Origin of the sequence: Pedobacter agri PB92, assembly GCF_000258495.1 — a bacterium.
Lineage (GTDB): Bacteria > Bacteroidota > Bacteroidia > Sphingobacteriales > Sphingobacteriaceae > Pedobacter > Pedobacter agri.
Genome location: NZ_AJLG01000118.1, coordinates 1 through 15423 on the forward strand (window position 1 = coordinate 1; position 15423 = coordinate 15423).

Annotated in this window: 10 protein-coding genes; 5 read left to right on the forward strand and 5 right to left on the reverse strand. The window is 36.8% G+C overall.

The annotated features are described in order from the left end of the window. Positions 1 to 427, reverse strand: a 427-nt coding sequence (locus ON09_RS16275) for a hypothetical protein (protein WP_039842643.1), incomplete at its 3' end; no start/stop codon positions are given. A gap of 378 nt (positions 428 to 805) precedes the next feature. On the opposite strand from ON09_RS16275, the gene ON09_RS16280 reads away from it, so the two are divergent. Then, positions 806 to 2314: a malate:quinone oxidoreductase gene (locus ON09_RS16280; protein ID WP_010602126.1), complete on the forward strand. Its 1509-nt coding sequence runs from the start codon at positions 806 to 808 to the stop codon at positions 2312 to 2314. A gap of 69 nt (positions 2315 to 2383) precedes the next feature. On the opposite strand, the gene ytxJ is transcribed toward ON09_RS16280, so the two are convergent. Both ytxJ and ribH read right to left on the reverse strand, forming a co-directional pair. Then, positions 2384 to 2716, reverse strand: coding sequence for a bacillithiol system redox-active protein YtxJ (gene ytxJ / locus ON09_RS16285; protein WP_010602127.1), 333 nt, complete (start codon positions 2714 to 2716; stop codon positions 2384 to 2386). 257 nt (positions 2717 to 2973) lie between these two features. Further along, entirely contained in the window at positions 2974 to 3465 is a 492-nt protein-coding gene (gene ribH, locus ON09_RS16290; protein ID WP_010602128.1) for a 6,7-dimethyl-8-ribityllumazine synthase, read from the reverse strand. Between the two features lie 211 nt (positions 3466 to 3676). On the opposite strand from ribH, the gene ON09_RS24345 reads away from it, so the two are divergent. Then, positions 3677 to 10084, forward strand: a complete 6408-nt coding sequence (locus ON09_RS24345; RefSeq protein WP_010602129.1) for an alpha-2-macroglobulin family protein — start codon at positions 3677 to 3679, stop codon at positions 10082 to 10084. Here ON09_RS24345 and ON09_RS16300 read toward each other — a convergent pair whose 3' ends face one another. Further along, entirely contained in the window at positions 10085 to 10759 is a 675-nt protein-coding gene (locus ON09_RS16300; RefSeq protein ID WP_010602130.1) for a LytR/AlgR family response regulator transcription factor, read from the reverse strand. It lies immediately after the preceding gene. 28 nt (positions 10760 to 10787) lie between these two features. Next, positions 10788 to 12326, reverse strand: a complete 1539-nt coding sequence (locus tag ON09_RS16305) for a sensor histidine kinase (protein ID WP_010602131.1) — start codon at positions 12324 to 12326, stop codon at positions 10788 to 10790. A gap of 271 nt (positions 12327 to 12597) precedes the next feature. Here ON09_RS16305 and ON09_RS16310 point away from each other — a divergent pair, with 271 nt between their 5' ends. The 3 genes from ON09_RS16310 to ON09_RS16320 all read left to right on the forward strand — a co-directional run. Beyond that, the gene (locus tag ON09_RS16310) at positions 12598 to 12945 is read left to right on the forward strand and encodes a Spx/MgsR family RNA polymerase-binding regulatory protein (protein ID WP_010602132.1); all 348 of its coding nucleotides are present in this window, start codon (positions 12598 to 12600) and stop codon (positions 12943 to 12945) included. A 69-nt stretch (positions 12946 to 13014) separates the two neighbouring features. Beyond that, positions 13015 to 13755 (forward strand): hypothetical protein, encoded by a 741-nt coding sequence (locus ON09_RS16315; RefSeq protein WP_010602133.1) that lies wholly within the window; start codon positions 13015 to 13017, stop codon positions 13753 to 13755. A 92-nt stretch (positions 13756 to 13847) separates the two neighbouring features. Next, positions 13848 to 15423: M1 family metallopeptidase (locus ON09_RS16320; protein ID WP_010602134.1), on the forward strand; the 1576-nt coding region annotated here is incomplete at its 3' end.

Below are 15423 nucleotides of genomic sequence, written 5' to 3' on the forward strand. Positions count from 1 at the left end.
TTTTTCTTACCGGATTGATGGTTTTTAAATCTATTTTAGGAGCGCCATACATCACATTAAAACCTTCAATCAACCCAGGGAAAATATCTTCATCTGTATTTTTAACCAAAGTTTTAACTTTTCTATAATCGTTATAGAGTTGTAGTGCTTCCATAACTGAGATACTTTTTTTATTCGTATCCAGCTGATGCATGGTTTTCATTATATTTCGGGTTTGCGATGAAAATTTTTGATAATCTGCATTGCTTGTATCTAGAACTGCATTTGAACGAATGGCAATTTTAGCAAACTTGTAAAATACAATCTTATCATAGTTGATATTTTCTTCCAGTCTTTGTTTATCAAGGTTCAGTAAAGCCTTATCTGTTTGCTCTTTGGAACAACCGGAAAGCAGGACAGCACAAACCAATATTATTAAACTCTTCATTTTAAAAACCTCAGCAAGGAAATAATTCAGTAATTAAAAATATAATTTTAAAGTAGTAAGTTTTTTTGAGATGATTATTTGCAGGTAATATGCAAATTTCTGTAGTGTTTGTTTTATTATTCGCTCTTAAATAACTGCTTATATTTTACTTTAGATGATTTAGCTAACTGCTCGAATGACAAAGTTTAGATTTTCATTCCAATCTTAATGAAGATTTGATAATTTCACTTCTAAATTTGACGTTTTGGATTAACTTTTGCTAATTAATTCTACCCGATTTAAACAAAAACACATTTTTTAGCAATTTTTCAGTTTTCATATGCGAAAATTCGTTTCATGTTTAAAATGATTCTAAATTTGTAACTCCTTTAATATAAGATGACAAAAAAGAAAAAGACAGTTGGTAAAACTGACGCAGATGTAATTCTAATTGGCGCCGGAATCATGAGCGCAACCCTTGGTGTTTTATTGAAAGAGTTAGAGCCAAACCTTAGTATCGAAATATATGAAAGGTTAGATATTGCGGCTGCGGAAAGTTCTGATGCCTGGAATAATGCCGGCACAGGCCACTCTGCGTTTTGCGAGTTAAACTATACTCCTGAAAAAAAGGATGGTACTGTTGAAATTAAGAAGGCAATTCAAATTGCAGAGCATTTCGAGGTATCAAAACAATTTTGGTCATATCTTATTGAAAAGGGCTTGATCTCAAATCCTGAGAATTTTATCCGTAAGATTCCGCACATGAGTTTTGTATGGGGGAAAAAGAATGTAGACTACTTAAAAAAGCGTTATGAAGCTTTGCATGAATGCAATTTGTTCGCAGATATGCAATATACTGAAGATGCTGAGCTGGTGAAGCAATGGGCGCCATTAATTATGGATGGACGTAAAAAAAATGAACAGATTGCAGCCACTAAAATGGACTTGGGAACTGATGTTAACTTTGGCTCTTTAACCCGTGATATGTTCAATCATCTTAAAGAACACCAAAATGTTAGTCTTCATTTTAATCATGAAATCCGTGATTTAAAGAAAAATAAAGACGGAAACTGGATTATAAAAGTTAAGGATTTAGAAACTAAAGAAAAACGCAAACGCGTAGCGAAATTTGTATTTATAGGTGCTGGCGGTGGTTCATTACCACTTCTGGAGAAATCAGATATTCCTGAAGGTAAAGGATTTGGAGGCTTCCCGGTAAGTGGGCAGTGGTTAAAATGTACCAATGAGGAAATTATTAAGCAGCACCATGCTAAGGTTTATGGAAAAGCAGCTGTTGGTGCGCCGCCAATGTCGGTTCCACATTTAGATACCCGCATGATTAATGGTAAACAGGCATTACTGTTTGGACCTTATGCCGGTTTTTCGACCAAGTTTTTGAAGAATGGTTCATTCTTGGATTTGCCGAAATCCATTAAATTTAATAATATTCGTCCGATGTTATCGGCTGGTTTGCAAAACCTCGATTTAACAAAATATTTAATTGAGCAAGTAAGACAATCTCCTGAAGATAGATTGGCCGCTTTGAAAGAATATTTGCCTACAGCACAGTTAAAAGATTGGGAACTGGAATATGCTGGTCAGCGTGTGCAGGTAATCAAAAAGGACGAAAAGAAAGGTGGCATTTTAGAATTCGGAACTGAAGTTGTCAGTGCCGGCGACGGATCAATTGCTGCATTACTTGGTGCTTCGCCGGGTGCCTCTACAGCAGTTTCCATTATGATTGAATTATTAGGACGCTGCTTTAAAGAAGATTTGGCAACGGATGAATGGCAGGCGAAAATGAAAGAAATGATTCCTACTTTTGGTAAAGAATTGGCTAAAGATGCCCAACTTTGTAAAGAAACCAGGGATAGAACTTCCAGGGTTTTAGAGATAGAAAAAGTTTAAAAACTATGATATAAAAGAAAAGTCGCAAAATTTGCGACTTTTTTTATTTTTTAGAAGACTTTGATTCAGTTAAGCTGCGATTACTTCAGCTACTTCTTCTGCAGAAATATCGCTATGCGATGCTTCCAAAACGCAATCACCATCTTTAATTAATAAAATTTGTGGCGATTGATGTGTCACTTGAAATAAATGAGCAACCTCAGTTGATATCTCGCGGTAAGCAATTAAATCAAGGAAATATAATTTCGTATCTTCAGGAATAACATCCCAGCTAAATTCAAAGTTTCTTTTTGCCATCGAACTGATGGAGCAACGCGTACTGTGCTTAAAAATGAGGCTGTATCCGCTTGCAGATTTAATCTCATTAAGCTGATCTATTGAAGTTAAGTTAACCCAGGTCATAAAATATGGTTTTATAGGCTAACACTTGCAGTTAAATAAAGTTCTGCAAATGACCTAAAAATGAAAAATCTGATAATCGAAAACTAGTTTCTTCTGCGTTTGCCTTCAGGATAAGAGCTATAAGCCGGGCAAAGTTTAGAAGAACATGATTCTAATATGGTAATGGTGCAGAACACCGCCAATAATAAGATGGCAACTTTTTTCATTAGATTGGAGGATTAAACCACTAAGGTACAAATTTTTATTAAAACGCAATTTTAAATATTTGCTGAAAAATCGGCCATTTTTATTGCTGTAATTGCCGCTTCATCTCCTTTGTTACCGTGTTTGCCACCGGCACGATCTTGCGCCTGCTCTAAGTTGTTTGTGGTTAACACTCCGAAAATAACAGGTTTACTATATTTAATGCCAACGTTAGTAATGCCCTGGGCTACTGCGTCGCAGATAAAATCGAAATGTTTGGTATCGCCCTGAATTACACATCCTAAACAAATTACCGCATCAATGTCAGTTCTCTTGCTCAATAGAATCTCTGCCCCACCGGTTAATTCAAAACTTCCAGGTACAGGTAAGGATACGATGTTTTCTTCAGCCACACCATTTTCAAGCAATGTTTTCAATGCGCCGTTATACAAAGCACCAGTAATTTCGGCATTCCATTCTGCTACAATAATTCCAAATTTGTAATCCGCTCCGCTTGGAACAGTGGTATGAGAGAAGTCTGAAAGATTTTTTAGTTGTGTTGACATGCGGCAAAGATAATGCTAAGCGATTAATGTTGAAAGTGCTAAATGTTTAAATGTTGTAAGTTTAACGGGATAATGATTTTGAAATTCAGCCACATGTTTCTATAATCCAGTAATTTTAAGATGTGAAATAGTTAGTTTAGTAGCGAACATATTTTAATAAACTATTTATGGAATTCAAGTTAATCTCCCATCTAAAGTTTAAAGCTCTATTATGAAAAAAACGCTACCTCAGTTTATTCTAGTTCTTATTTTTTGTACTTCCAACCTAATCGTTTTTTCTCAAAAGAGAACATCAAATTATTATCAGGCTGGTTTTAAAAAAATCGACTCGCTGGCGCTTGCGACAAAGCCAAAAGAGGCGATAGCATTGATCAATCCATTAATTGAAAAGGCCAGAAAAGACCAGAATACAGCAATGTTAATCAAAGCAACCATGTACCGCATGTTGTTTCAAGGTTATTTAGAAGAAGACGCCTTTGCAAAAATTAACAGGGAACTCAAAAAGGATGTTGCCAGTGCAAAACAGCCTGCTAAAAGCATTTTACAATCGATGCTGGCAGAAAGTTACTGGAAGTATTATGAGGAAAATCGATATCGGCTAATGAGCAGAACCAATGTTCAATCGGCTTTAAGCAATGATATCAAAACCTGGCCTGCCGATAAGTTTTTAGAAGAAACGGCCAAAAATTACTTGGCGTCAGTTGCCGAAGTTAAAGTTTTGCAGGCTACAAAAATTGATGACTTAAGCGAAATGATGACCGGTGAAAGCCATAACCGGTTTTTAAGACCAACACTTTACGATTTGTTAGCGCACCGGGCTTTAGATGTATTGAGCAATACCCAAATAGAGATTACTAAAAACGATGATTCCATCGATTTTGAACAAATCGAATGGTTTAACAGTCATCAATCGTTTTTAACAATTAACATTCCGAGTAAAGATTCCACCTCTTTTGTAGCAAAGGCACTCCGTGTTTTTCAAACGCTTATCAAAACACATCAGGAAAGCCAAAATATCAGTGCCTTAACAGATGTGGAGTTGAAAAGATTAAACTTTGTTTTTATCAGGAGCACACGTGAAGATAAGATGGCACTATACGTTGCAGCTTTGCAAAAGCTTGCCAAATTCTCAAAATCTTCAGAAATGTATGCCGATGTGCTTTTTGAAATCGCTTCGAAAAAATATCACCATGATCAAAAAAAACGTATTGATTTAAAAGCTTTAATTGATACAGGTAATCTTGCTATAAATGCTTATCCAAAAAGTTTGGGTGCACAAAACTTTTCAAAACTGATCGCTGACATCAAAAATAAGTCATTTAGTTTAACTGTAAACCAGTTTTTAGTGCCTGGCAAAGCAGCACAAGTATTTTTAAAATATAAGAATGTACAGGGGGTATCCATCCAATTATTTCAAGTAAATGAGGTTTACGATCGCTATCATTTTAATGATCAGGCAGCATATGATAAGTTTAAATCCTCAAATAAAGTTTACAAAGAATGGAAGGTAGTTTTTCCTGAAAATAATGATTACCAAGAGCATACATTAGTTGATAAGCTGGATGGTTTAGGTAAAGGGCGTTACATCATGATCGCAAATACCATCGATAGTGACGCTGTATTTAATTATGTTGCATTCCAGGCAAGTGAATTGGCTGTTACCAATCGCATTTCTGGAATTATGAATCACCAGTATTTTGTAGCCAATAGCGAAACAGGGGCTGCTATTGAACATGCAGTTATTAAAGAGAAAAACCGAGAGTACGCAGATGGCAAATTTGTTTATGTTGATAGAGGAACGTTACGAACTGACAAAGCAGGTTTTGCCGAAAGTTCCTTAAATGCAGCAGTAAACAGGATAGAAGTGAGTAGTGGCAACGACTTGGTTGTAATGGATATTAACCAACGTTCATACAAATACCTGTCGATAAAACCTAAAGTGGTGTTGTTTACCGATAGGCCAATTTACCGACCAGGCCAAACAGTATTTTATAAAGGAATTTACTTTGAATTTGAGGATGAAAAGAACCGGATTTTGAGTGGCGAAAATGTTGATATCACCTTTAATGATGCGAATAGAAAAGAGATAGAGAAAACATCAAAAATTAGCAATGAATTTGGCACCTTTCAAGGCTCATTTACCATTCCAATAGGCAAGCTAAATGGTCAGATGAGCATTAACACTGCTTATGGGAGTATTGCTATTCAGGTGGAAGAATACAAGAGACCAACCTTTGAAATTTCCTTTGATCCGCTAAATCAAAAATACAAATTAGATGATTCGATAATGGTAAAGGGTAAGGCGCTCAGTTACGCAGGTTATGCGGTAACTGGTGCAAAAGTTAAATATGTTATTTCCAGAAATATTATAGCAGCATACAATCGGGTTTATGGATATAACTCCAGTAAACAGATTGCAATCGGAACAACTCAAACCAAATCCGGGGGGGTATTCAGCATCCCCTTTATGGCCAAAGCTGAAAATAAAAATATCAACAGTTATGCTTACCATATCAGCGTCACTATTACTGATATCAATGGAGAAACCCGAACGAAATCACAAATGCTTAATGCCGGAAAAAGTGATGTATTGCTAAATGTTGAATTGCCTGCCAATATTTTCCTATCAAATTTAAATGATAGCATTTCTTTTACAATTACTAATTTAAACCGGACCCCTGTAAAGGGAAAAGTAAGTGCTGAATGGTACAAACTAGAGTATCCGGGTAGAATTGTTTACCCTGCCTTTGTGGAAAAGCCGGAAAAATATAGCCTCAATAAGGCCAATTTTATTAAACATTTTCCAAATGATGATTATGATAACGATGGTACTCCCGAACGGTGGCCGGTAAACAAACTTAGTTTTACACAAACGCAAACGGTAGCACTGGGATCTGGTAACTTAATAGTTAAGAAAAACACACTGAGTTCGGGATATTATAAAGTAAAATTTAAGGCGATAAATGAAAGCCTTGATTCCGTTATCGCGGAAAAAATTGTTCGTGTTTATAAAGAACCTGCTGAGAAAATTTTATTAGCGCAGGAATGGCTTGTGGCAGAGAAAACTGCTATTACACCAAGGGAATCAGCCATTTTTAGGTTAGCAAGTGTATTGCCAAATGCAAGAGCTTATTATGAAGTTTATTATAAAGATTTAATTGTAGAAAAGGTATGGTTAAATCTATCCAATAAACAAACAATCATCAGCATAAAACCGGAAGATAAGTTTGTTGATGGATTTGCAGTACAATTTACTCTGGTGCAAAATGGTAAAATTTATCAATCGATGCAATTGATTAATATTGTTAATCAGCGTAAGGATTTGGACGTGCAGTTTTTAAGCTTTCGTGATAAACTTCAGCCAGGTGAGAAAGATGTCTGGAAACTTAAGATTACCAACAAAAAAGGCGAAAAGCAAATGGCAGAAATGGTTTTATCATTGTATGATGCATCATTGGATGATTTAAAAATCATGACCTGGAATAAAATTACTGCTCCCAGCTACAATTATAATATCTTCGAATGGGGACACCAGCTCAACGGTATCCAAACCGGAAATGAGATTTGGCCGATGAGAAGATATTATAGTTATTACAGCACCGAAAGCCGGGAATATGAATCAATTAACTATTATGGTTTTGACTTTAGTACTTATGGTTTAAAAGAAAATTATACACAATATGTAGAGCGGGTAGAAACCATTAAAAAGCAGTATTTAAGCGAAGCGGCGAAAAGGAAACTGGCAGAATTGGCATCATCCGGTTTATTTTATGGTGTGGTAACCGATCGTGAAGGTTATGGGATCCCGGGAGTTTCAGTTATTTCAGCCAAAAAAACAACAATTACTGATGCTTACGGCATTTATAGCATCGATTTAAAAAATGGTGATAACATTAAAGTCAGTTATATCGGTTACCAACGGATATTCACAAAAGCAGGAAGCAATAAGCGAATCAATTTTAAGTTGCTGGAAGATGGCAATAGTCTTAATGAGATCGTAGTAACAGGTTATGGTACACAGATGAAGCGAGATGCAACAGGGGGAACAGTTTCACCTAGAGAGGAGGTTTTGCTTGCATCTGCGGTGGAAGGCTCGGCTCCGAACATTAGAATAAGAGGTACGAATAGTATAGCCTATAACCAACACGGTGAACCAACTGCTGGTGTTGAGAAAGTCATCGCTGTTTCTGACAGTAAAGTTTACGATTTTGTAAGCATGGAGAGTTATGATCCAAAAACCGATACCTACATTATAAATGGTAAGCCCGTAAAAAAAGCCAAAGTTACGCCCCGAACAAATTTTACAGAAACCGCTTTCTTTTATCCGCAGCTAAAAACGGATGAAGCTGGAGAAATTAGTGTGGCGTTTACCATCCCGCAATCGTTGACCAGATATAAAATGGTTGGCTTTGCGCATACAAAAGATTTTAAAACCACCACTGTTACCAAAGAGTTAGTAACTCAAAAACAGCTTTCTATTGCTGCAAATGCACCTCGGTTTTTTCGCGAGGGTGATACGATTTTATTTAGTGCAAAGCTAAATAACTTGTCTGGAAAAGCGATTGGCGGTTTTGCGATATTAGAATTGAGGGATGGTATTACTGGAAAAGTGATTTCTATTTTAGATGGCAAAGATAAAGCCCTGCAAAATTTTAAGTTGGAGAATGATGGCAATCAATCTTTAAAATGGTCATTAGTTATTCCATCGGGCATAGGTGCAATAACCTATAAATTAACTGCACAGACTGATCATTATGCTGACGGAGAAGAAATGACCATTCCTGTACTTCCGAACGCTATTTTAGTTACAGAAAGCATGCCTATCAACGTACGCGGAGGTTTGAACAAAACATTTACGATGGATAAATTATTACAATCTGGCCGCTCAACAACATTAAAAAACCAATCTTTAACCTTCGAGTTTACCTCCAATCCAATTTGGTATGCAGTACAAGCATTGCCTTACTTAATAGAATATCCTTTTGAGTGTGCCGAACAAACTTTTAGCAGGTTTTATGCCAACAGCTTTGCAACAAGTATAATCAACGCTTCACCAAAAATTAAAACAGTTTTCGAATCGTGGCAACAAACGAATAACGGTGAAGCTCTTTTATCTAATTTAGATAAAAATCCGGCATTAAAATCAATTTTATTGGAAGAAACACCTTGGGTTAGAGATGCTGAAAACGAAACAGCACGTAGAAAACGGATGGCTATTTTATTCGATTTGAATAGAATGAGTTACGAGCTTAAAGCAAGTTTCGATAAACTGGAACAAATGCAATTTTCCAATGGTGCTTTTCCATGGTTTTCGGGCATGCAGGAAGACCGATACATTACTCAGCACATTATAATGGGTTTAGAGCAGTTGAAGCATCGTAAATTGGTAGATGAAAAAAATTTCCCGAAGATGAACCAGATGTTAGCAAAAGCGTTCAATTATCTGGATGCCAGTTTGGTGGAAGATTATCAACGTAGCCAAAAAGACAAAACATTTTCGGATCGTTTGGCAATTCATTATTTGCTAGCCCGAAGTTATAGCATCCAAAAAAACTCAGGGGTTGAATTTGCTAAAGCTTATCAATACTATTTGATGAAAATTGTTAGCGAATGGAAATACATGGCGCCTTACCAGCTGGCACAGGCTGCATTAATACTGGAGCGTAATGCCAATCATAAAGAGGCTATCAAAGTCATAAACCTTTTAAAACAATCAGCCCAGCAAAGCGAGGAAATGGGTATGTATTGGGCCAATAATAATAATGGTTGGTGGTGGTATCAAAACCCAATTGAAACGCAGGCTCTGTTGATTGAGGCTTTTAATGAAGTGGCCAAAGATTCAAAATCTGTTGAAGAAATGAAAATTTGGTTGTTAAAAAACAAGCAAACCAGCGATTGGAAAACCACTAAAGCAACTGCTGCGGCATCGTATGCGTTATTGATGCAAGGTGATGATTTGCTAAATGAATCTGCAATGCCGGAAATTCTAATCGATGGAAAATCTTTTAAAGAACTTGGAATAGCCGAGCCAAAAAAAGAAGTGGGAACAGGCTATCAAAAAATAGCGATTGCAGGTAAAGATGTGAAACCAGAAATGGCGAAAGTTAAGATAACAAATAACAATAAAAGCATTGCCTGGGGTGCTTATTATTGGCAATATTTTGAGCAACTGGATAAAATTACATCAGCAGCAACAGGCGTAAAAATCAATAAGCAACTATTTCTTCAAAAACAAACCGATAAAGGGAATTTGCTTACGCCAATTTCAGCGTCAAATGTTCTGGCTCCCGGAGACTTCGTAAAAGTGAGAATCGAAATCTTTTGTGATCGGGATATGGAATACATGCATTTGAAAGATATGCGCTCATCTGGTTTTGAGCCGGTAAATGTAATTTCTAAGTACAAGTATCAGGATGGATTGGGGTATTATGAAAGCACAAAAGATGCCTCTACAAATTTCTTTATAAATTATTTACGCAAAGGCACCTATATTTTTGAGTATGCGATGCAAGTTACGCATGCCGGTAATTTCTCAAATGGAATTACAACTTTACAAAGCATGTATGCGCCTGAGTTTACTACGCATTCTGCAGGCATACGGGTTTCTATAAAGCCTTAATTATGTTAGCTGAATGCCGTTATAGGTAGCGCCGATCGGGATGATTTTTTCACCTATCCAAATTTGGCTGCGGTCGAATTTGGATATTTTATTTTTCGGCACAATGAACGCACGATGACAGCGAATGAAATCTGTTCTGGGCAAAAGTTCTGCAAGGTCGTTAATTGTAATTCTTGTGCTCACCAGTTTATCCTTCAACTGAATTTGAGTATAATTTCCTGATGCTTCCACATACATGATTTCGTTTAATTCAACCTTAATTTGTTCATAACCATCTTTAACAAAAATGAAATCAGTTTTAGCTTCCTGCTTCTGGTTTCGAAGATTGTACAATTCATGGGCCTTATTGCAGGCTTTCAGAAAGCGTGAAAGCGAAAAAGGTTTTAACAAATAATCAACAGCATCAAGTTCAAAACTTTGTACGGCATGCTCGGTATAAGCTGTGGTAAATACAACCATTGGTGGGTTGCTTAAGCTTTTCAAAAAATCTATGCCACTGATGTCAGGCATTTTAATGTCGAGAAAAATTAAATCAACTTTGTTGTGCTGCAAATAACCAATTGCTGCAAAGGCATCGGTGAATATTTCATTCAATTCTACAAACGGAACTTTTGACGCATGAGATTTAATAATCTCGAGCGCAATCGGTTCATCATCTATAGCAATGGCAATCATAGTTTTTTGTGGCAATATTACAAATTGATTATCCCAACTGCAAGGTTAAATGCACAAAGAACTCGTTGGCACTTTCGCGGATAATCAATTCATGTTTGCCAGGGTAAAGCAAAGCCAGGCGTTGTTTCACATTTTCCAAACCAATGCCGCTTTTCAGTTTTTCCGGATCGTTATCTGCTTTGATGTAAATGCTGTTGCTTACGTCAAAGAACAAGGTTGCTTCTTTAGTTTGCAGCGTCATTTTAATATAAGAAGGTTGTTGCAAACTGATTCCATGTTTAAAAGCATTTTCAATAAATGGAATTAGTAGCATTGGGGTAATCTGCAAATTGTTCAGTTGCTCTTCTATATGAGAATCAATTCTGATTGCAGCTGAACGTGATGTTCTGAGTTTTTGCAAATCAATATAATTATTGAGGTATTCAACTTCTCTGGTGAGCGAGATTTTATCCTGCGTATTTTCGTGAAGCATGAAACGCATCATATCACCCAGTTTCTGAATACCTTCACCGGTTCGTTCGGCATTTTCCTGTAAAGCAGTGCCAAATAGTGTATTTAAGGCATTAAATAAAAAATGAGGGTTAATCTGCGATTTCAAAAAATTTAAACTTGCATCCGATTTTCCCAATTCTGTTTTAAGCATCTGAATTTCGGTTTGCTTTTCAAACTTGTTTTTATAGATGTACCAGGCGAAAGGGGTGGCTACACAAACCATGCAAATTGAGGTGAGTATTAACGCTATGGGAATTGCTGGACCGTTTCGCATAAAGCCAACCAATAACAGCAGTAACAGGAGACAAATCATAATCGCAAGGGCAACATTTCCCCAAAAGTATCGTCCAAAGCCCTTATTTGTTTTACGGAGATTTGGAATGATATAATAGATAGAGAAAAAAGTAAAAATAATATTTACAGGAGGCGCAATTAGCCAGATCACCACAAACTCATAGTCGCGGGTAGGCGAAAAAACAACTGCGAAAACCATTAGCGTAATCAGCCAGATTTTTATCGAAGTAAAAATTTCGTGAATAATGCTGCTGTTATATTGCTTTAAGAAAGGAATCTTTTCTAACAAGACCATCCCTTTTTCGCTAAAATAGGCATAGATATTAAACAGCAAATAAAGCAAGAAAATATAGGTAAAAGCTTCACCAAACAAAATATCATAGCCGTGGTGGATATCATTTTCCTCTACCAAACGATCAGCTTGCGCATAAGTATTTGCCACCATCCAGGCTACAATTGAAAACCCGGTAATAAGAACGGTAAGAATAACGTTTAGCAAAACATTGTTCTTTTTCGCCAGGTGAGGCATAAAACAGAAGTTAATGAGCAAGAAACTGATATAGAGCAGACTCACTTTAAAAGTTTCGGGAAGAAAAAAATTAATCAGCCTGCTATATTCAATATGATTATCTATAAAACGGTAAGCATTTCCTGTTCCATAACTTGTGGAAGTGCAAATGCCTATGATGGCCAAAATGTAAAGTGTAGTGGAAATCCAAAACTCCAGTTGATTGATATTTTTCGTTTTCGGTGCGGTTTCTTCGCCAGAGAGAATAATCATGTTGGTATTTGTTTATACTACAATGTTACTTAGACTTACCCTTTCGATTTTTAAAATGTGATGGATGATTCAAAAAATGTGATGAACAGTTGGGTTGTAGGTTGTAAGTTTTAGGTTATAAGTCCTGAAAGTAAAACTAATCACATAAAACCTAACTCTTTTATCACCTTAAGTCGTATAAACTGAACTTATAACTATCATGTAAAACTTACAACTCTTTATTAACTTCGCTCCGGCAAATTGAACTTACCACATAAAATTTATAACTTCCATGATCGTATACGGCATACCAAACTGCAATACAGTAAAAAAATCTATCGATTGGCTGAAATCACATCAAATTGATTTCGAGTTTCACGATTTCAAAAAGAAAGGCATCACAACAGAAAAGTTGGCTGAGTGGTGCAATATTTTTGGTTGGGAAACAGTACTCAATAGAAAAGGCTTAACCTGGAAAAAATTATCGAAAGATGAGCAAATGGCAATTGATACCCAGGATAAAGCGATAGCTTATCTGATTGAAAATACCAGTGCTATCAAGCGGCCGGTGATCGAAAGGGATGGGAAAGCAATTCTAATTTCTTTCGATGAGGAACGATATGCGCAAACACTTGCTTAATCCGTTTGTTGTAATGTTAAAGTTTGTTAAATGCAGCTTTGAAATGTTTTACTAAGTTACTTTTGATATATGTATAAGCTGATCGTTTTCCTCTTACTTGCACTGCCTTTTGGTGCCTTGGCACAAACCGTTACCACTGGTGTGGTGTTCGATTACAATAAAAAATCAGTTACCCTTCCTGGTGTTTCTGTTCGGAATTTAAACAGCAAAAAGGTAACCACTACCACTAGCACGGGTAAATATACCATACCTGCCAGTGTAGGAGATTTAATTGAATTCTCGGCGGTAGGTTACCATACCGATACCTTGTACTTAACCAGCTTGCTGAACAGAAGCATTTATCTTCCTGTAAAATCAACCAGCCTGGCCGACGTTGACGTACGAGCTGTGCGGATGAATAGCCAGGTTACTGATGCAAAAGATCCTTTGGCTGAGAAATATACCTTATTAAATACGGGAGGTAATTTAGGACGGAAAAGGATGAAAGATAAGGTTGGCGGTTTAAATCTGAATTTGGGTTACGGAAAGTATAAAAGACAACAACGAAAAGAGGCAGATTTAGAAGAAAAGGAAATGTATCAGGAGGAAATTGATGCCAGCTTCAGTGAGAAAGCAATTACCGACCTAACTAAATTACAGGGAGAAGAATTAAAAAATTTCATGATTATTTACAGACCATCAATTGAAGCTGTAAAAAGTGAAAGACCTTTTCGATACAACTATCATATTTCACAGGCTTATGCAGCATGGCAAAAGTTAACTCCGCAGCAACGTAAACTTCAAGATTTACCGAAGTTAAAGGTGAATTAAAAATATTCAATTTTAAAAAGTAACATTATAAGCACATATGGCGTCATATGTGCTTATTTTTTATCTTTACGCCTGTATTACAACTTATTCACATGAAAATTAATAAACTAATTGCGTTGTGTTATGTGGGTTGTGCTTTTGTTTTCTCAGCAAATGCTCAACAAACTGCACCAACCACAAACTACAGCCCGGCCGAGGCTTTCGGGCCATTATTTTATACGCAGAACGGAAACGAATTTCGTTCAGCAATGGGTATTCCAGGTCCTAAATATTGGCAAAACCGTGTTGACTATAATATTACGGCCAGCTTAGACGACACGAAAAGCCTGGTTACCGGATCGGTTACCATCACTTATAAAAATAATAGTCCGGATAAGTTACCTTATTTATGGTTGCAGTTGGACCAAAATACTTTCAAAAACGATTCAAGAGGGAAGCAGATTACCCCAGCCCGCAGCCGTTATGGCGCACAAGGGGAAACGTTTGATGCAGGTTATAAAATTCAGAATGTTAGCGTATCGCAAAAATCAGCAGCAGTAAAATTCAAATCTATTGTTGAAGATACAAGGATGCAAATTCGCCTTGATCAGCCAATGGCTGCAAATGGTGATGTGGTAACCATTAAAATTGATTATTCTTACATCGTACCAAAAGAAGGATCGGACCGAACAGGCCATCTAACAACGAAAAATGGCGAAATTTATGCCATTGCACAGTGGTTTCCACGCATGTGCGTTTACGATGATGTAATTGGTTGGAATACCTTACCTTACTGGGGAGGTGGAGAATTCTATTGCGAGTATGGTGATATTACGATGGCCTTAACTGCTCCTGCAAGCCACATCTTAATGGCATCAGGAGAATTATTAAATCCTCAGGAAGTTTTTACAGCTGAACAATTGAAAAGATGGAACGCTGCCAAAACCAGCGATGCCACCGTCCATATTCGTACAGAAGCAGAAGTTACTGATCCAAAATCTCGTCCGGCAAAAGATAAATTAACCTGGAAATACAAAATTGTAAATGCCCGCGATGCTGCCTGGGCTTCTTCAAAAGCTTTTGTTTTAGATGCTGCCCGTTACAATTTACCTAGCGGTAAAAAAGGCCTAGCCGTTTCAGCACAACCTGTAGAAAGTAATGGCGTTGATTCTTATGGCCGTGGAGTAGAATATGTTAAATCAACCATCGAACATTATTCAAAACAGTGGTTTGAATATCCTTATCCGATGGCGGTAAACATTGCAACAAATATTGGTGGTATGGAATATCCAGGTATCGTTTTCTGTGGATGGAAAGCAACCAAAGGTAACGCCTGGGGTGTTATCGATCATGAGTTCGGCCATACCTGGTTCCCAATGATTGTTGGTTCAAATGAGCGTAAATACGGATGGATGGATGAAGGATTTAATACATTTATCAACGGCATTTCATCTAAGAACTTTAATAACGGCGAATATGCCGAACGCCCTGCTAATTTAAATGCCATAGGCAAACAAGTAATTGGTAACCCTAAATTTGAAAACATCATGCAAATGCCTGATGGAATGATCGAAGGCAATATTGGTGTTAATTTGTATGCTAAACCAGGATGGGGACTAAACATTTTGAGAAATCAAATTTTAGGTGAGGATCGTTTTGATTATGCTTTCCGTGAATACATCAAGAACT